The organism is Burkholderia sp. B10 (assembly GCF_004368385.1).
In the GTDB taxonomy this organism is placed as follows: domain Bacteria; phylum Pseudomonadota; class Gammaproteobacteria; order Burkholderiales; family Burkholderiaceae; genus Burkholderia; species Burkholderia vietnamiensis.
In genome coordinates, this window is the sequence record NZ_PQMX01000003.1 from 1 (window position 1) to 17,165 (window position 17,165).

At 68.1% G+C, this 17,165-nt stretch carries 14 protein-coding genes, 2 pseudogenes and 2 riboswitches; of the genes and pseudogenes, 13 read left to right on the top strand and 3 right to left on the bottom strand.

The window, feature by feature from the left end:
- Nucleotides 1-274: 274 nt before the first annotated feature.
- Both C3Y15_RS02130 and C3Y15_RS02140 read left to right on the top strand, forming a co-directional pair.
- Nucleotides 275-1,165 carry a hypothetical protein gene (locus C3Y15_RS02130; protein ID WP_124259718.1) on the top strand — a complete coding sequence of 297 codons (891 nt, stop codon included), beginning with the start codon at nt 275-277 and terminating at the stop codon, nt 1,163-1,165.
- 315 nt (nt 1,166-1,480) lie between these two features.
- Nucleotides 1,481-1,672 carry a hypothetical protein gene (locus C3Y15_RS02140; RefSeq protein WP_124259719.1) on the top strand — a complete coding sequence of 64 codons (192 nt, stop codon included), beginning with the start codon at nt 1,481-1,483 and terminating at the stop codon, nt 1,670-1,672.
- On the opposite strand, the pseudogene C3Y15_RS32120 reads toward C3Y15_RS02140, so the two are convergent.
- A pseudogene (locus tag C3Y15_RS32120) lies at nt 1,665-1,823 on the bottom strand (IS3 family transposase); the annotation flags it as partial. The gene C3Y15_RS02140 and the pseudogene C3Y15_RS32120 sit on opposite strands and share 8 nt — an antisense overlap.
- Before the next feature lie 19 nt (nt 1,824-1,842).
- On the opposite strand from C3Y15_RS32120, the pseudogene C3Y15_RS02145 reads away from it, so the two are divergent.
- From C3Y15_RS02145 to hutC, 7 genes and pseudogenes are all read left to right on the top strand, one after another.
- A pseudogene (locus C3Y15_RS02145) lies at nt 1,843-2,046 on the top strand (DUF1016 domain-containing protein); the annotation flags it as partial.
- A gap of 309 nt (nt 2,047-2,355) precedes the next feature.
- Nucleotides 2,356-3,216: a transporter substrate-binding domain-containing protein gene (locus C3Y15_RS02150; RefSeq protein ID WP_059453762.1), complete on the top strand. Its 861-nt coding sequence runs from the start codon at nt 2,356-2,358 to the stop codon at nt 3,214-3,216.
- 92 nt (nt 3,217-3,308) lie between these two features.
- Complete coding sequence (locus C3Y15_RS02155; RefSeq protein WP_011879718.1) at nt 3,309-4,031, top strand: ABC transporter permease subunit; 723 nt, start codon at nt 3,309-3,311, stop codon at nt 4,029-4,031.
- Nucleotides 4,032-4,043: 12 nt separating this feature from the next.
- The gene (locus tag C3Y15_RS02160; RefSeq protein WP_046423229.1) at nt 4,044-4,790 is read left to right on the top strand and encodes an ABC transporter permease subunit; all 747 of its coding nucleotides are present in this window, start codon (nt 4,044-4,046) and stop codon (nt 4,788-4,790) included.
- 27 nt (nt 4,791-4,817) lie between these two features.
- The gene (locus C3Y15_RS02165) at nt 4,818-5,609 is read left to right on the top strand and encodes an ATP-binding cassette domain-containing protein (RefSeq protein ID WP_011879720.1); all 792 of its coding nucleotides are present in this window, start codon (nt 4,818-4,820) and stop codon (nt 5,607-5,609) included.
- Between the two features lie 7 nt (nt 5,610-5,616).
- The gene (gene hutH / locus C3Y15_RS02170; RefSeq protein ID WP_124259720.1) at nt 5,617-7,110 is read left to right on the top strand and encodes a histidine ammonia-lyase; all 1,494 of its coding nucleotides are present in this window, start codon (nt 5,617-5,619) and stop codon (nt 7,108-7,110) included.
- Between the two features lie 44 nt (nt 7,111-7,154).
- Entirely contained in the window at nt 7,155-7,910 is a 756-nt protein-coding gene (gene hutC, locus C3Y15_RS02175; RefSeq protein ID WP_046423227.1) for a histidine utilization repressor, read from the top strand.
- 111 nt (nt 7,911-8,021) lie between these two features.
- On the opposite strand, the gene C3Y15_RS02180 is transcribed toward hutC, so the two are convergent.
- Together C3Y15_RS02180 and C3Y15_RS31620 are read right to left on the bottom strand one after the other, a co-directional pair.
- The gene (locus C3Y15_RS02180; RefSeq protein WP_059494755.1) at nt 8,022-9,044 is read right to left on the bottom strand and encodes an ABC transporter substrate-binding protein; all 1,023 of its coding nucleotides are present in this window, start codon (nt 9,042-9,044) and stop codon (nt 8,022-8,024) included.
- Between the two features lie 139 nt (nt 9,045-9,183).
- Nucleotides 9,184-9,305, bottom strand: a riboswitch (guanidine-I (ykkC/yxkD leader).
- Between the two features lie 99 nt (nt 9,306-9,404).
- Nucleotides 9,405-9,548 carry a hypothetical protein gene (locus C3Y15_RS31620; RefSeq protein WP_155623439.1) on the bottom strand — a complete coding sequence of 48 codons (144 nt, stop codon included), beginning with the start codon at nt 9,546-9,548 and terminating at the stop codon, nt 9,405-9,407.
- 232 nt (nt 9,549-9,780) lie between these two features.
- A riboswitch (guanidine-I (ykkC/yxkD leader) is annotated at nt 9,781-9,916 on the top strand.
- A 57-nt stretch (nt 9,917-9,973) separates the two neighbouring features.
- Between C3Y15_RS31620 and C3Y15_RS02190 the strand changes: the two genes are divergently transcribed.
- The 4 genes from C3Y15_RS02190 to atzF all read left to right on the top strand — a co-directional run bounded on the left by C3Y15_RS02190 (nt 9,974) and on the right by atzF (nt 17,127).
- Nucleotides 9,974-10,729 carry an urea amidolyase associated protein UAAP1 gene (locus tag C3Y15_RS02190; RefSeq protein WP_059494757.1) on the top strand — a complete coding sequence of 252 codons (756 nt, stop codon included), beginning with the start codon at nt 9,974-9,976 and terminating at the stop codon, nt 10,727-10,729.
- 11 nt (nt 10,730-10,740) lie between these two features.
- On the top strand, nt 10,741-11,397 hold the full coding sequence (locus C3Y15_RS02195; protein ID WP_045579533.1) for an urea amidolyase associated protein UAAP2: 657 nt from the start codon (nt 10,741-10,743) through the stop codon (nt 11,395-11,397).
- Nucleotides 11,398-11,524: 127 nt separating this feature from the next.
- Nucleotides 11,525-15,238 carry an urea carboxylase gene (uca, locus tag C3Y15_RS02200; RefSeq protein ID WP_059548367.1) on the top strand — a complete coding sequence of 1,238 codons (3,714 nt, stop codon included), beginning with the start codon at nt 11,525-11,527 and terminating at the stop codon, nt 15,236-15,238.
- Nucleotides 15,235-17,127, top strand: a complete 1,893-nt coding sequence (atzF, locus tag C3Y15_RS02205) for an allophanate hydrolase (RefSeq protein WP_059494761.1) — start codon at nt 15,235-15,237, stop codon at nt 17,125-17,127. Before uca ends, atzF begins: the two co-directional genes overlap by 4 nt.
- The last annotated feature ends 38 nt before the right edge of the window (nt 17,128-17,165 follow it).

Below are 17,165 nucleotides of genomic sequence, written 5' to 3' on the forward strand. Positions count from 1 at the left end.
ACTACCTTGCGCCGTCAGAGTTTGCGGCGAAACATCGGGCAACCGCGGATACTCCTGCCGCTTTCCAGGAGTTGGTTTAAAGGGACTTTGCTAGAAGCCCATTGGCCCTATTGATGGGGGCAGGTCACTGCGATGATGAGATCAAATGTCGCCGACGAGCAAGTAGAACGCATTTATGCAATTGCGGATGCTTTTCACGAAGTGCCCGACGCGATCGCACGAGGAACGGACTTGGATCCTTCTTTGTTTGTTCGGTGTGCGACGGACGCGGGCATTGTCGTTCCGCCTGATTACCCCGCGTAACGAGATAGGAAAACGCTGGCGTCCGCAGGGGCTCGGCAACAATGAAATGACATCGATTAATGTAGCAAGGTCCGTAAGACGGCCGGCGATCGTTACAGGCGTGGCATACCTGTTCCTGACCTCCGTGATGACTATGTTTCGCGCGTACGACGCGGAGGCTTACATCGGCAAGTTCCCGCTCTATCCGGGCAGCGCGTCTACCGTCGCAACTCAATGGGCGTGGAACTGCATTCAGATCCCGCTGACCGCGGTTATTGCCGTTGGACTGTTTCGTGGATGGCGCTGGGTGAGATGGTTTGCGCTCACGGTGTTTGCAGTTACGTGCGCAATCTCAGCTCCGCTGCGGGACGTGTTGGCAGTACCAGCGTATGTGTTCGTGGTGGCTTTGAATCTTGCAGTCTACGTGCTGCTCTTCTTCGCACCAAGCGCGACGGTCTATTTTTCACGCTCGACCCAGCCCGAGCGGGCCTTCACGTTGCGGGGGGCGGTTAGCTCGACCTTGCTAATTTTCGCAACCTTTACGGCCCACAGCATCGGCTATGCAACCTTGTGGAAAAAAGTGGACGCCTGGGCCACGTGGGGCAGCTCTGCCGTCTTTCTGTTACCGGCACTAGTGTTGAGTGCGCTTGCCCGTTGGGACCTGCGGCGTTCCGCCCGTGAAATCTCTGCGGCATTGCTGGCCGTGACTGTCACCCTGGCAAGTCTGCAGGTCACCGCCTTTTTCACGGTACATGCCTGGAGTCCCGCTGTGATGCGCCCGCTTGGCTGGCCTAACGGTCTTCTGCTGACCGTCCTTCTAGGTATTACCGGACTTACGCTCGCGGCATGGGCCGTACGCCCGCGAAAGATCGCCGGCCCGTGATCGGGGCCGGTCTGTCTACGAAATGGGAAACGGAGGACGCGATGGTGTTCGACATGATGAAGTGCGAACGAACTGCGCGAGCTGGTCGATCTTGTTCGGCGAACGACCGAATGGGAGACGTCGGTCGCGTGCGGGAAGGTGAATCTCGCGGAAGTTTCAATTGACGCCCGTTCGACACACCATGCGCGGTTGGAGCGGATTGTAGAACTGCGCGGCAAGTACGACCTGTAACGGAAAACGGTAACGACGCGGTTTCGAAACACAATAGGCGCCAAAGCGCCCCGACCGGCTGGACGCCGAAAGAGAGATAAGAAAATGGCTGTTGATACCCTCAAGCAACAAGGTGAATTCTTGGTCGAAGCATCCAAGCAGGCCATGGCTGCATTGGTTTCGGGATATGCGGCCAATGGCCGAACGATTAAAAAAGACGAAGTTGCGGACGAAGCATACGCACTCGCCGCAGCTTTGTACGAGAAATTGAAGCGTCAAGGTTGGGTCGGTCGGTAATCTGTTCGTTCTCCGCATTGCGCTGCCGCTCATAGCGGTAGCACGTTTGGCTTATGCCAAATGCCTCGCATGCAAGCCGGATCGACACCCCCCGGCTCGCTACTGCTTCTCTGGCCATCTCGCGGCGGGTAGATGGCCTCAGTCTTTTTTTGCTAGCGCCTCCGCGACGATCGTCGCGGCAGTTGCAGGAGCGGATGCAGTCGATGCTGTTCGAGCGCAGTGCGCTGTCGCGGCAACCCGACGAAGTGATTCGGCGCGAAGTGGCGCACCTCCGCGACGCGCAGCAGATGACGCCTGACCTCGTGCTGAAAGATCCGTACATCCTCGATTTTCTTGGCCTCGACGATCGCTATCTCGAGCGCGATCTCGAGGAGTTAAATGAACCGTGATCTTTCGATGTCGCCCCGACATCGGACGCCACCCCATCGGCTCCCCGCGATCAAATTCAAAATTTGTCTAGTCATCCTGCCGATTCGACCGTGAAAACCGCACCAATTCCGTGCCCCGATTCACCACGATGAAGTGCGCTATGCGCCTGAATTTAGGGGATTTCCCGCGTTTCACGGGTTTTTTTTGATCGCCGCTTGTCTCTCCATTTTTCTTCTTGCATGCTTGTATAGACAAATTCCTGAGGCGCTTGCTGCACCGAGGGGATTGCGAACCTCAACGCAAGGAGAAACCCCGTGAACGGCAAGCGCATCAACTGGGCAGTCAGGACGATCGGCATCATCGCGGCTGCGGCGGCCACACTCGCCGCGCCGCTGCAGGCGAAGGAATGGAAGACGGTGACGGTCGCGCTCGAAGGCGGCTATGCGCCGTGGAACCTCACGCTGCCGGGCGGCAAGCTCGGCGGTTTCGAGCCGGAACTGCTCGCGAACGTGTGCGAGCGCATCAAGGTGCAATGCAACATGGTCGCGCAGGACTGGGACGGCATGATTCCGGGCCTGCAGGCCGGCAAGTTCGATGTGCTGATGGATGCGATCTCGATCACGCCGGAGCGCGAGAAGATCCTGCTGTTTTCGCGCCCGTATGCGGCCACGCCGGCGACCTTCGCCGTCACCGATACGAAGATCCTGCCGAAGGCGTCGCCCGCCGCGCCGGTCGTGAAGCTGACCGGTGACGCGAACGCGGACAAGCCGACCGTCGATGCGCTGCGCAAGCAGCTGAAGGGCAAGACGATCGGCATCCAGTCGGGCACCGTCTACACCAAGTTCATCAACGACAGCTTCAAGGACATCGCGTCGATCCGCGTGTACAAGACCTCGCCGGAGCGCGACCTCGATCTCGTCGCCGGCCGTATCGACGCGTCGTTCGACGACGTCACGTACTACGCGGCGAACATCGCGAAGAAGGACAACGCATCGATCGTGCTGGCAGGCCCGAAGCTCGGCGGCCCGATCTGGGGGCCCGGCGAAGGGCTCGCGTTCCGCAAGCAGGATGCCGACCTGAAGACGAAGTTCGATACGGCGATCGGCGCCGCACTCGCGGACGGCACCGTCAAGAAGCTCGCCGACAAATGGTTCAAGACCGACGTCACGCCGTAAGCGCGTGTCCGTCTGCCGTCGCGTGACCGGCCCGGCCGGCGCGCGGCGGCACGCATCATCGGAAGTCCTTCAACGCATGCCGGGAGGCACGCATGGCGATTCTTGAAATGCTCGGCTTCGGAACCGACGGCTGGGGCGGTGTGCTGTTGCTCGCCGCGCTGATGACGGTCGCGCTGACGCTCGCCGCGCTGGCGGTGGGCGCCGCGATCGGCGCGGTGATCGCGGCAGCCAAGCTGTCGCGTCACCGCAGCGCCCGCCTGCTCGGCGACCTGTACACCACCGTGTTTCGCGGCGTGCCCGAACTGCTCGTGATCTACCTGTTCTATTTCGGCGGCTCGACGCTCGTCACGGCCGTCGGCCAGTGGTTCGGCGCGGACGGCTTCATCGGCGTGCCGCCGTTCGTGATCGGCGCGCTCGCGGTCGGGATGATTTCCGGCGCGTATCAGGCCGAGGTGTATCGCGCGGCCGTGCTGGCGGTAGCGAAGGGCGAGCTCGAAGCGGCGCGCTCGATCGGCATGCCGCGCGGCATGGTGTTGCGCCGGATCCTCGTTCCGCAGGTGCTGCGCTTCGCGTTGCCCGGCATCGGCAACGTCTGGCAACTGAGCCTGAAGGACTCGGCGCTGATCTCGGTCACCGGGCTCGCGGAGCTGCTGCGCACGAGCCAGGTCGCGGCGAATTCGACGCACCAGTATTTCCTCTTCTTCGTCGCGGGCGGCGCGCTGTATCTGCTGATGACGGCCTTGTCGAACCGCGTGTTCAACCGCGCCGAAGCGCTCGTCGGCCGCTCGTTCCGCCGCAACTTCGCACGCAACTGACGGAGCGCCCGCATGACCTTCGATTTCGACTTCCTCGCCGACACGCTGCGCCAGTTGCTCGCGGCCGTGCCGACCACGCTGGGCCTGTTCTTCGCGTCGCTCGTGCTCGGCGGCCTGCTGTCGCTCGTGATCGTCGCGATGCGCGTGTCGCCGCACTGGCTGCCGAACCGCTTCGCGCGCGCCTACATCCTCGTGTTTCGCGGCTCGCCGCTGCTGATCCAGATGTTTCTCGTCTACTACGGGCTCGGTCAGTTCGGCGTGATCCGCGAAAGCTTCGTGTGGCCGCTGCTGCGCGAGCCCTACGCATGCGCGGTGCTGTCGCTCGCGTTGTGCACGGCCGGCTATACGGCCGAGATCGTGCGCGGCGGGCTGATGGCCGTGCCGGTCGGGCAGATCGAGGCCGGTTATTCGATCGGGCTGTCGGGCTTCGCGCTGCTGCGCCGCGTGATAGGGCCGATCGCATTGCGCCAGTGTTTGCCCGCTTATTCGACCGAGGCCGTGCTGCTGGTCAAATCGACCGCGCTCGCGAGCCTCGTGACGGTGTGGGAGGTCACGGGCGTCGCGCAGCAGATCATCCAGCAAACCTACCGCACGACCGAGGTGTTCGTTTGTGCGGCCCTCATCTATCTGGGCCTGAACTTCATCATCGTGCGCGTGCTCGGCGCACTCGAATGGCGGCTCTCCGCGCACTTGCGCGCGCCGAAGCCGTCCGGCCCGTCCGCAGCGACGACGCACAATCCGCGGCGCGCGGCGTCCTGAGCGCCCCGCCATTTCCAGGAGAATCCGATGAACACCGCTGCTCCCGTTGCGCTGTCGGTCAAGAACATCCACAAGTCGTTCGGCGATCACCACGTGCTGAAGGGTATTTCGCTCGACGCGCACGAAGGCGACGTCATCTCGATCCTCGGCGCGAGCGGCTCGGGCAAGAGCACCTTCCTGCGCTGCCTGAACCTGCTGGAGACGCCCGACGACGGCTCCGTCGCGCTCGCCGGCGAGGAACTGAAGATGAAGCGCACCCGCGACGGCAAGTTGCAGCCGGGCGACCGTCGCCAGGTCGATCGCATCCGCTCGCAGCTCGGGATGGTGTTTCAGAACTTCAACCTGTGGTCGCACATGACCGTGCTCGACAATCTGGTCGAAGGTCCGCTGCGCGTGCTGAAGCGCAGCCGCGCGGAAGCGGTCGAGGAAGCCGAGGCGCTGCTGGCGCGTGTCGGCCTCGCCGACAAGCGCGGCTACTATCCCGCGCATCTGTCCGGCGGTCAGCAGCAGCGCGTCGCGATCGCGCGCGCGCTCGCGATGCATCCGAAGGTGATGCTGTTCGACGAGCCGACGTCGGCGCTCGATCCGGAGCTGGTCGGCGAGGTGCTGCGCGTGATGCGCTCGCTCGCCGAGGAAGGGCGCACCATGCTGGTCGTCACGCATGAAATGGGCTTCGCGCGGCACGTGTCGAATCGCGTGATGTTCCTGCATCAGGGCGAAGTCGATTGCGACGGGCCGCCCGCCGCGCTGTTCGGCGGCGAGTGTTCCGCGCGCTTCGGGCAGTTCGTGTCGAGCCACCACGACCGCGCCGCGAACTGAGCCCATCATGACCGTCTTCCGTTCTGCACGGCCGCTCGACTGGCGGCAGATTGCGGCCGTCGCGGCCGGCGCGCCGCTGGCGTTGAGCGACGAGGCGCGCGGGCGCGTCGCGGCGGCGCGCGGGCTCGTCGACGAGATCGTCGCGCGCGGCATTCGCGCGTACGGCGTCAATACCGGCGTGGGCGCGCTGTGCGACGTGATCGTGTCGCCGGCGCAGCAGAGCACGCTGTCGCACAACATCTTGATGAGCCACGCCGTGGGTGTCGGCATGCCGCTCGGCCCGGCCGAAACGCGCGCGATCATCGCGGCGGCGATCAACAACTTCGCGCATGGGCATTCGGGCGTGCGTCCGGAGGTGGTCGATCAGCTCGTCGCGTTGCTGGAGCACGATTGCCTGCCGGAAGTGCCGGCGCACGGCTCTGTCGGCTATCTGACCCACATGGCGCACGTGGCGCTCGTATGCGTCGGCCACGGACACGCGCGCCATCGAGGCGAGCGCATCGGCGGCGGCGACGCGCTGCGACGCGTCGGGCGCGAGCCGCTCGCGCTCGGCGCGAAGGAAGGGCTGAGCCTCGTCAACGGCACGCCGTGCGTGACCGGCCTCGCCGCGCTCGCGCTGGCGCGCGCGGAGCGCCTGCTCGACTGGGCCGACTGGATCGCGGCGGCGAGCTTCGAGAATCTCGGCGGCCAACTGGCCGCATTCGACCCGGCGTCGCTCGCGCTGCGGATCTCGCCCGGCATCGCGCAGGTCGGCACGCGCCTGCGGGCGATGCTCGCCGACAGCCCGATGCTCGCCGCGGCGAGCGGGCGGCGTACGCAGGATCCGTTGAGCCTGCGCACGATCCCGCACGTGCACGGCGCGGCGCGCGACGTGTTCGCCGTGACGGCGGAAGTCGTCGATCGCGAGCTCGCGTCCGTGACCGACAACCCGATCGTCGCCGGCACGCGCGACGCACCGGTCGTTCATTCGCAGGCCCATGCGGTCGGCGCGGGCATCGCGCTGGCGATGGACAGCCTCGCGGCCGCGATGGCGCAGGTCGCGGCCATCGCCGAGCGGCGGCTCGACCGTCTCGTGAATCCGCTCGTGAGCGGGCTGCCGGCGTTCCTCGCCGCGCCCGGCGGCACGTGCTCGGGCTTCATGATCGCGCAGTACACGGCGGTCGCGCTGGTCGCGCAGAACCAGCGGCTGGCGGCGCCGGCGAGCCTCGACGGCGGCATCACGTCCGGGCTGCAGGAAGATCATTTGTGCCACGCGACGCCTGCCGCGCTGAAGGCGCTCGACATCATCGAGAACGCGACGCGCGTGCTCGCGATCGAGTTGCTGGCCGCCGCGCAGGCATACGATCTGCAGGCGGGCAACACCGGCCGTGCGGCGTCGACCGATGCGCTGTGGCGCCATGTGCGCGAGCGGGTGCGGGCGTATCGCGACGATCGGCCGCTGGCCGACGACATCGCGATCGCGGCCGCGATCGTCGCGGGGCCGCCGTTGCCCGTGCGCTAGCGGCGACGCGCAGCGGCATTCAACTTTCATTCGGTCGAGGGCGCATGAACGAAACGGAACGACACGCATCGGCACGCCGAGCGGCTGCGACGCGCGACGACGTGCCGGCACGCGCACTGCCGGCGTACCAGCAGATCAAGCGCTACGTCGTCGAGCGGATCGCGAACGGCGACTGGAAGCCCGGCGGCGCGATTCCGACGGAGGCCGAGCTCGTCAAGGAATTCGGCGTGGCGCGGATGACGGTGTCGCGCGCGCTGCGCGAGCTGACCGCGGAGCGCGTGCTGACGCGCATCCAGGGCGCGGGCACGTTCGTCGAGCGGCGGCACTACGAATCGACGGTGCTGGAAATTCGCAACATCGCGGACGAGATCGCGGAGCGCGGCCATCGGCACAGCGCGCGCGTGCTGCTGATCGAGCGCAGCGTCGAGCCGGAAGCGATCGACGCGCTGGGGCTGCGCTCGGGGCCGGTGTTCCATTCGCGCATCGTGCATTACGAGGAAGACGAGCCGATCCAGTTCGAAGATCGCTACGTGAACCCGGCCTTGTTTCCCGACTACCTCGAGCAAGACTTCACGGTCGACACGCCGAATCACTACATGGTGCGGCTTGCGCCGATCCAGCGCGCCGAGTTCCGCATCTACGCGGAGAAGCCGAACGCGCAGGTGCGTCGCCATCTCGTCATGGAAATCGGCGAACCGTGCCTGCTGTTGAAGCGCCGCACGTGGGTCGGCGAGCACGTCGCCACGTCGGTCACGCTGTGGCATCCGGCGTCGCGGTTTCACCTCGCCGGGACGATGTAGCGATCGGCTTGCCGCGCGCGCGGCGTGGCGGCCTCGTCACTTCGCCACGCGCACATCGAACCGGAGCGGCGGCGTGCCGGTCCGGTTCGCGTCGCGCACAGCGCGCGACGGTCAGTGCGCGTCGACCAAGCGCGGATCGATATACGTGTCGACGTCCTGCGCCTGCTTGTACACCGCGTTGCGCACGTTGAACGCGTTGGCGTTACGCGTCGAGCCGTAGATCGAATCGAGCCCGTCGCCCTTGCGGAACGCGCGCTTCGCGGCCGCCTCGTCGAGCAGGTGGGTGCCCTTCAGCAGTGGCAGATATTGCTCCGGCTTGAGGCCGACGCGCGCCGACATGATCTTGACCGCATCGGCCTGCGTCTTCGGATCGTTGATGTAGGCGACGCAGCGATACCAGACCTTGACGATCTTCGCCCAGTCGGCGCGACGCGCGGCGAGGCTCGCCGGCGCGACCGTGATCGCGTCGTAGATCAGCCCCGGCGCATCGGCCGACGTGAAGATCGCCCGCGCGCCCGGTGCGCGCTTCAACGCCTCGCCGGCGTTCGGCTGCCATGCGGCCACCGCGGCGATGTCGGACGACGAACCGAGCACCTGCGGCAGTTCGTTGGTCTTCGCGTTCACGAGCGTGACGTCGCCGTCCTTGAGCCCGTGCTTCTGCAGCGCGGTTTCGAGCAGCAGATGATCGACGAGGCCCAGCTCGACGCCGACCTTCTTGCCTTTCAGCGCCTCGACGGTGCGCACCGGCGGCTTCGCGACGATCATGTCGTTGCCGGCCGAATAGTCGGTCAGCAGCACCATCACGTTCTTCGCGCCGGACGCGCCGGTCACGAGCGCGTCGCCGTTGGTCGCGGCGACCGCGTCGAGCTTGCCCGCGGAGAACGCATCGAGCGACGCCGAATAATCGAACCATTCGAAATCGACGTCGACGCCGGCTTCCTTGAACCAGCCCTTGTCGAGCGCGACCTGGAAGGCGACCCAGCCCGGCCAGTCGCTGTAGCCGATCTTCAGCGGCGCGGCCGCGTGCGCGGCGGGTGCGGCCCACAGCGCGGCGGCCGCGGCGGCGGCCCCCAATGCATGACGGATGAGACGGAAGGACGGCAGGCGGCACAACGCCGAGGCGGGACGGGTCATCGTTGTTCTCCAGGAGACCGGGATCGGGATCGTCGATACGGATCGTGTGCGAGCACACGGTCCGGCTGCGTGACCGGTTCCTGCGGATGCGGAACGGACGGGCGGCCACGGAGAGGCGCGACGGCCGTTGCCATCGCCAATCTCCCGGGCTTTTGTCCCGCCGTGTAGCGCGCGGGCGTCCGTTTTCGTGATCGGACGCCCGCGCGCCGGGCTGCTCTCGGACCAGACGTTCGATGAACCGGAACCCTAGCGACCCTAAGATGCGACACCGCCGCACCTCTCGGCGTCATGTCGAGCGAGAAGCGTGCCAATCGATGCCGATCGGTGTCGGTCGCGCGCGGTCGCACTCGGCCGTGCGACTCAACGGCGTCGTGCGCTGCGCTGAAGTTCGATGAAGCGTGCGGCGAACAGCGCGCTCAGGGCGCGCCGGAGCAGGTCGAGCTTGTTCATGAAGGAGAGGATGGCGAGTGGCGTCGCTGCGATTTTCAGCAATGCCCATGCCATCGGGTATCGCGCGGCACGCGCACGTGAAGCCCAGGTGGGGCGCACTGAGCCGGTGCGCCGGCGCGTGCGCATGGTGCGCCGCACGCCCGCCGCGAGGGCAAGCGTCTGCCGGGCTGCTCGAGCATGCCGCGCCGTCGCGGGTTGTCGTGCGGGCGCCGGGCAGTCTTCATGCGTCGGCTGGCACGCAACTCGCTTCATCGACTCCCGAGAGGTGCGAAGCAATTTGCATCATCTTCAGGATCGCTAGGGTTCCGGTCGTGTGGCGCAGGCGCGCCGCGCGATGTCTGGTCCGAGAGCAATCCGGTCTTGCCTTCGCCTCGACGAGAGGAAACGGCGAGGCTCCACGGAGGGATAAAAGCCCGGGAGGTCGCGATGTCGTTCGGTCGCCCTCTCACGCCCTTTGTCCAACCGACCCCGGAGCCGTCATGTCGCCGAGCCCCCAAGCCGTTCTCGCCCCGCCGCCACACATCGCGTGGGAAGCCTTGATTCCCGCCGGAACCCACTGGTCCGGCATCCTGCGCCGCGGCCTCGCGCTGCGCATCGTCGATATCGAAGGCGGCGCGAACCTGTCCGCCGTCTTTCATCGCCAGGAAGATCTGCTCGAACGCTACAACATGGCCGATACGCTGAAGGCGCAGCACACCGCGCATCTGACGCGCGGTCATGCGCTGTACACGGACATGGGTCGCGTGATCGCGTCGATCACGGCCGACACGCTGGGCTGGCACGACCCGCTCGGCGGCGTCGGCGATGCGCGGCTCTTTGCGAGCAAGTACGGCACGACGTCGTATCAGGCCGTGCGCAACGCGATGGTCCGCAACGGCCGCGACAGCCTCGTGCTCGAGCTCGCGAAATACGGCTTGTCGGCGCGCGACCTCGCGGCGAACGTCAACTTCTTCAGCAGGCTCGACACCGGCGACGACGGCGCGCTCGATTTCGTCGTCGGACATTCGCCGGCCGGCAGCACGCTCGACCTGCGCTTCGAGATGAACACGCTCGCGGCGTTCTCGACCGCGCCGCATCCGCTCGACCCGCGCGCCGACTATGCGCCGAAGCCCGTGAAGCTGATCGCCTACCGCGCGTATCCGGCCGACGGCGCGGCACCCGACGACGACCCGTGCCGGTGCGCCTGCGCGGAAAACACGCGCGGCTTCGCCAACACCGACCGTCTGTTCGCCTAAGGAGCGCCGCCATGCCGATCATCGAAAGCCGTCTCGACCCGCGCGACGCGATCCACGACACCACGCTGCCCGCGGGCGAACCGTGGCTGCACGACCTGAAGCGCGGCCAGATCTTCCGGATCCTCGACCTCGAAGGCAACCAGGCCGTCGACACGCTGTTCTACCGCACCGACGACACCGACGAACGCTATAGCGCGCAGGACACGATCCGCGCGCAGCGCAACCTGTACCTGAGCGCCGGCAGCGTGCTGCTGTCGAGCCGCGGCAACCCGATGGCGACGATCGTCGCCGACACCTGCGGGCGTCATGACACGCTCGGCGGCGCGTGCGCGGCTGAGAGCAACAGCGTGCGCTACGCGCTCGACAAGCGCTACATGCACAACTGCCGCGACAGCTTCCTCAACGCGATCACGCACTGCGCGTGCGGTGCCGGCGCAGGGCTCACGAAGCGCGACCTCGTCGGCAACGTCAACTTCTTCATGAACGTGCCCGTCACGCCGAGCGGCGGGCTCACGTTCGAGGACGGCATCTCGGCGCCCGGCAAGTACGTCGAGATGCGCGCGGAGATGGACGTCACGGTGCTGATCTCGAACTGCCCGCAGCTGAACAATCCGTGCAACGGCTACAACCCGACGCCGGTGCGCCTGCTCGTCTGGGAGGCCCGATGAACGGCCTGCACGCTCACGATCGTTCGCCGCGCGGCCGCCTCCGCCACGCCGCCCGGATAGTTGCGCGCGCAGCGATGCGCGGCGCATGCCGCGCTACGCCCATCGGCGCCGCCGCGCGGGAGGCAGCATGAGATTCGCCAAAGTCCTCGTCGCGAACCGCGGCGAAATCGCGTGCCGCGTGATCCGGACGCTGAAGCGCCTCGGCATCGCGTCCGTCGCGATCTATTCCGATGCCGATCGCGACGCGCGCCACGTGGCGCTCGCCGACGAAGCGATACGCGTCGGCCCCGCGCCGGCCGCCGACAGCTATCTGAACGTCGCGGCGATCCTCGCCGCCGCGCACGCAACCGGCGCGCAGGCCGTGCATCCCGGCTACGGCTTCCTGTCCGAGCATGCGGGCTTCGCCGACGCATGCGAGGCGGCCGGCCTGCGTTTCATCGGCCCGCGCGGCGAGCACATGCGCGCGTTCGGCCTCAAGCACACCGCGCGCGAGCTTGCCGCCGCGCACGGCGTCGCGCTGCTGCCCGGCACCGGGCTGCTCGGCGACGTCGCGGCGGCGCTTGCCGCAGCCGATGCGATCGGCTATCCGGTGATGCTCAAGAGCACGGCCGGCGGCGGCGGCATCGGCATGTCGCTGTGCCGCGATGCGGCGCAGCTCGACGCGGCGTTTGACTCCGTCGTGAGGCTCGGCAACGTGAACTTCGCGCATGCGGGCGTCTATCTGGAGAAGTTCGTCGAGCATGCGCGGCACATCGAAGTGCAGATTTTCGGCGACGGCCGCGGCGGCGCGATCGCGCTCGGCGAGCGCGATTGCTCGGTGCAGCGGCGCAACCAGAAGGTGATCGAGGAAACGCCCGCGCCCGACTTGACCGCCGCCGAACGCGACGCGCTGCACGCGAGCGCGGTGCGGCTCGCGCGCGCGGTCGGCTACGCGTCGGCCGGCACGGTCGAGTTCGTGTTCGACGCGAGCGCGCGGCACTTCTATTTTCTCGAGGTCAACACGCGCTTGCAGGTCGAGCATTGCGTGACCGAAGCGGTGACGGGCATCGATCTCGTCGAATGGATGATCCTGCAGGCCGAAGGCGATCTGCCGCCGCTCGACGCGCTCGCCGTCGCGCCGCGCGGCGCGAGCATCCAGGTGCGGCTCTACGCGGAGGACCCGAACAAGCAGTTCCAGCCGAGCGCGGGGCTGCTCACGCACGTCGCGTTTCCCGACGACGTGCGCGTCGACGGCTGGATCGAGGCGGGCACGGAGATCAGCGCGCATTACGATCCGCTGCTCGCGAAATTGATCGTGCGCGGCGACACGCGCCGCGATGCGCTGGCCACGCTGCAGGCCGCGCTGGCGCGCACCGAGCTGTACGGGATCGAGACCAACCTCGATTACCTGCGCGCCATCGCCGGCTCGGACACGTTCGCGCGCGGCGCGCCGACCACCGCGTTCCTGTCGCGCTTCGCGTTCGCGCCGCATACGATCGACGTGCTCGACGGCGGCGTGCAGACCACCGTGCAGCAGGCGCCGGGGCGCGTCGGCTACTGGAGCGTCGGCGTGCCGCCGTCGGGGCCGATGGACGACCGCGCGTTCGACCTCGCGAACGCGCTGCTCGGCAACCCGCGCGACGCGGCCGGGCTCGAATTCACGATGGTCGGCGCGACGCTGCGCTTCAACACGGCGACGCTGTTCGTGCTCGGCGGCGCGCCGCTCGCGGCGACCCTCGACGGCGAGCCTGCGCCGTTCTGGCAGGTGTTGCGCGCGCGGCCGGGCGCGGTGCTGAAGCTCGGCGGCGTGACCGGCGCGGGCGTGCGCGCATGCCTCGCGGTGAAAGGCGGGTTGCAGGTGCCCGACTATCTCGGCAGCAAGGCGACCTTCACGCTCGGCCAATTCGGCGGCCACGCGGGGCGCGCGCTGCGCCGCGGCGACGTGCTGCACTTGCACGCCGTCGCCGCGCGCGGCGACGCCGGTGCGACGCTGCCCGCGGCCGAGATTCCCGCGCTCACGCATGCGTGGACGCTCGGCGTGCTCGACGGTCCGCACGGTGCGCCGGACTTCTTCACGCCGGACGACATCGCGATGCTCTACGGCACGCAATGGACGGTTCACTACAACTCTAGCCGCACGGGCGTGCGGCTGATCGGCCCGAAGCCGCAATGGGCGCGGGCCGACGGCGGCGAGGCCGGCCTGCATCCGTCGAACATCCACGACAACGCATACGCGATCGGCGCCGTCGATTTCACCGGCGACATGCCGGTGATCCTCGGCCCGGACGGGCCGAGCCTCGGCGGCTTCGTGTGTCCGGTCACGGTCGTGCGCGACGAGCTGTGGAAGCTCGGCCAGCTGCGGCCGGGCGATACCGTGCAGTTCGTGCGCGTGGCGGCGGACGTGGTGTCGGCGTTGCCGGGTGGGGCGGCCGACGGCGCTATAGCCTCGAATACCGCCGAAACAGATGCGGCCGCGAGTAGTGCGACGCAAACCTTCGTCACGGCCCCGGCCGCCGCGCTCGCGCCCGCCGCGCCGGCCGTCATAACCGGCTCGACCGCCGAGCCCAGCGAGCCCGGCGACTGCATACTGGCGCGCGACGCATCGGCCGGCGGCGGCATCGGCGTCGTCTACCGGCGCTCCGGCGATCGCAACGTGCTCGTCGAATACGGGCCGCTCGTGCTCGACCTGAACCTGCGTTTTCGCGTGCATGCGCTGATGTGCTGGCTCGACGCGCATCGTCTGCCCGGCATGCTCGACCTGACGCCGGGCATCCGTTCGCTGCAGGTGCAGTTCGACCCGCGCACGCTGCCGCTCGATGCGCTGCTCGTGCATCTGCAGGCCGCCGAGCGCGAACTGCCCGACGTAACCGACATGCGCGTGCCGAACCGCATCGTGCATCTGCCGCTGTCGTGGGACGATCCGTCGACCCGCGTCGCGATCGAGCGCTACATGCAATCGGTGCGGCCCGATGCGCCGTGGTGCCCGAGCAACATCGAGTTCATCCGCCGCATCAACGGCCTCGCCCACATCGACGACGTGAAGCGCATCGTGTTCGACGCGCGCTATCTGGTGATGGGGCTCGGCGACGTCTATCTCGGCGCGCCCGTCGCGACGCCGATCGATCCGCGGCACCGGCTCGTGACCACCAAATACAACCCCGCCCGCACGTGGACGCCCGAGAATGCGGTCGGCATCGGCGGCGCGTACCTGTGCGTGTACGGGATGGAAGGGCCGGGCGGCTACCAGTTCGTCGGCCGCACGGTGCAGATGTGGAACCGTCATCGGACCACGCGCGAATTCGAGGCCGGCAAGCCGTGGCTGCTGCGTTTCTTCGACGAGATTCGCTTCTACGAAGTGAGCGAAGCGGAGCTGAGTGCGCTGCGCGCGGATTTCATCGCGGGCCGCGCGGCGCTGAAGATCGAGGAATCGGTATTCGACCTGCGCGCATACAACGGCTTCCTGCGCGACGAGGCCGATTCGATCGCCGCGTTCAAGGCCTCGCAGCAGGCCGCATTCGACGCGGAGCGTGAGCGCTGGCGCGCGGCCGGGCATGCGGAATACGTCGGCGACGCCGAGCCGGGCGACGCGCAAGCGGCGCGCGTCGCGGGCGCGCTCGACGCTACGCAGCGCGCGATTGCGGCGGACGTGTCGGGCAGCGTCTGGAAGGTGCTGGTCGAAGCCGGCGAGCGCGTGACCGAAGGTCAGGTCGTCGCGATCGTCGAGTCGATGAAGATGGAGGTGGCGGTGACGGCAACGGAAAGCGGCACGATCGAGACGATCGATTGCGCGCCGGGCGCGGCGGTGGTGGCCGGGCAGCGGCTGATGGTGATGAAGGCGGGCGCCGCCGAGGAGGTCGCATGAGCACGACGCAACGTTCGATTCTGCCGGGGCTGCATTCGATCGCCGAGCTGCGCGCGCGCTACGCGTCGGGCGAGCTGACGCCGCATGCGCTCGTCGAGGCGATCGCCGCGCATTTCGACGCGGGCGATCCGCACCATGCGTGGATCAGGCCGCTCACGCTCGCGGAGATGAGCGAGTATGCGCATGCGCTCGCCGCGCGCGAGCCCGCATCGTTGCCGCTTTACGGCGTGCCGTTCGCGATCAAGGACAACATCGACCTCGCCGGCATCCCGACCACGGCCGGCTGCCCGGCCTATGCGTATACGCCCGAACGCAGCGCGCCGGTCGTCGCGCGACTGATCGCGGCCGGCGCGATTCCGATCGGCAAGACCAATCTCGACCAGTTCGCGACGGGGTTGTCGGGGCAGCGCTCGCCTTACGGCGCGTGCCGCAATGCGCTCGACCCGCGCTACGCGTCGGGCGGCTCGAGCTCCGGCTCGGCGGTGGCCGTCGCGCTCGGCGTCGCAACGTTCTCGCTCGGCACCGACACGGCCGGCTCGGGCCGCGTGCCGGCCGCGTTCCACGGGCTCGTCGGGCTCAAGCCGACGCGCGGCGTGTTGAGCACGCTCGGCGTCGTGCCGGCGTGCCGCTCGCTCGATTGCGTATCGGTGTTCGCCCGTTCGCCGGCCGATGCGCGCGCGGTGTTCGACGTCGCGCAGGGCGTCGCCGAACGCGATCCGTATGGGCGCGCATGGCAGCCGCTGCTCGACGCCCATGGCGTGCGCGCGCGGCCGGCGCCGCCGCTCGGGCAACTGCGCTTCGGCGTGCCGCGCGCCGATCAGCTCGAGTTCTACGGCGACGCGTCGTATCGCGCTGCATGGGACGCGGCGCTCGTCCGATTGCGCGCGACCGGCGCGCGAGTCGTCGAGATCGACTTCGGCCCGTTTCTGTCCGCCGCGCGGCTGCTGTACGGCGGCCCGTGGGTGGCCGAACGCGTCGCCGCGATCGGCGCGTTTGCCGCGCGGCAGCCCGATGCGCTGCATCCGGTGATCCGCGAAATCCTCGGCGGCGCCTCGCGCTTCAGCGCGGCCGATGCGTTCGCGGCGTTCGACCAGCTCGCGACGCTGCGCGTCGACGCGGCTGCCGGGTGGGAAGGGCTCGACGCGATCGCGATGCCGACCTCGCCGACGATCGCGACCGTCGACGCGCTCGAAGCCGATCCGATCGCGATCAACTCGCGCTTCGGCTACTACACGAACTTCGTGAATCTGCTCGATCTGTCGGCGATCGCGGTGCCTGCCGGCACCTGCGAGACCGGGCCGCATGCGGGCCTGCCGTTCGGGATCACGTTCGTCGGCCGCGCGCACGACGACGCGCGCCTGCTCGATCTCGCGCAGGCGTGGGGCGACGGCGTGGGTCACGCCGTCGGTGCGGTCGCTGCGGCGTCGGCGGCCGCGTCGATAGCCGCGTCGATGGCCGCAAATCGCGCCTGCGCCGGCTTCGTGCGCGTGGCCGTCGTCGGTGCGCATCTGCGCGGCGAGCCGTTGAACGGCGAGCTCACGCAGCGCGGCGCGCGCTTCGTCGCCGAGACCACGACCGCGCCCGCCTATCGCCTGTACGCGCTGTCCGCCGCGACCAGCGGCGGCGTCGCGAAACCGGGCCTCGTGCGCGTGCCGGCCGGCGGCGCGCCGATCGCGGTGGAGGTCTGGGAAATGCCGGTCGACGCGTACGGCAGCTTCGTCGCCGGCATCGCGGCGCCGCTCGGCATCGGCACGCTGACGCTCGCGGACGGCGCGACGGTGCAGGGCTTCGTCTGCGAAAGCGCGGCGCTCGACGATGCGCAGGACATCACGCGCTTCGGCGGCTGGCGCGCGTATCGCGCGCAGGCCGCGAGCCGCGCGCTGCAATGAACGTCCGGTCGCGCGGGGCTGCGGCCTGCGCGCGACCG

What these genes read in the sequence shown, in the direction of transcription:
- C3Y15_RS02140 (WP_124259719.1), top strand. Translation starts at nt 1,481, where the DNA reads ATGGCTGTTGATACCCTCAAGCAACAAGGTGAATTCTTGGTCGAAGCA.
- C3Y15_RS02155 (WP_011879718.1), top strand. Translation starts at nt 3,309, where the DNA reads ATGGCGATTCTTGAAATGCTCGGCTTCGGAACCGACGGCTGGGGCGGT.
- C3Y15_RS02160 (WP_046423229.1), top strand. Translation starts at nt 4,044, where the DNA reads ATGACCTTCGATTTCGACTTCCTCGCCGACACGCTGCGCCAGTTGCTC.
- C3Y15_RS02165 (WP_011879720.1), top strand. Translation starts at nt 4,818, where the DNA reads ATGAACACCGCTGCTCCCGTTGCGCTGTCGGTCAAGAACATCCACAAG.
- hutH (WP_124259720.1), top strand. Translation starts at nt 5,617, where the DNA reads ATGACCGTCTTCCGTTCTGCACGGCCGCTCGACTGGCGGCAGATTGCG.
- hutC (WP_046423227.1), top strand. Translation starts at nt 7,155, where the DNA reads ATGAACGAAACGGAACGACACGCATCGGCACGCCGAGCGGCTGCGACG.
- C3Y15_RS02180 (WP_059494755.1), bottom strand. Translation starts at nt 9,044, where the DNA reads ATGACCCGTCCCGCCTCGGCGTTGTGCCGCCTGCCGTCCTTCCGTCTC.
- C3Y15_RS31620 (WP_155623439.1), bottom strand. Translation starts at nt 9,548, where the DNA reads ATGGCATGGGCATTGCTGAAAATCGCAGCGACGCCACTCGCCATCCTC.
- C3Y15_RS02190 (WP_059494757.1), top strand. Translation starts at nt 9,974, where the DNA reads ATGTCGCCGAGCCCCCAAGCCGTTCTCGCCCCGCCGCCACACATCGCG.
- C3Y15_RS02195 (WP_045579533.1), top strand. Translation starts at nt 10,741, where the DNA reads ATGCCGATCATCGAAAGCCGTCTCGACCCGCGCGACGCGATCCACGAC.
- uca (WP_059548367.1), top strand. Translation starts at nt 11,525, where the DNA reads ATGAGATTCGCCAAAGTCCTCGTCGCGAACCGCGGCGAAATCGCGTGC.
- atzF (WP_059494761.1), top strand. Translation starts at nt 15,235, where the DNA reads ATGAGCACGACGCAACGTTCGATTCTGCCGGGGCTGCATTCGATCGCC.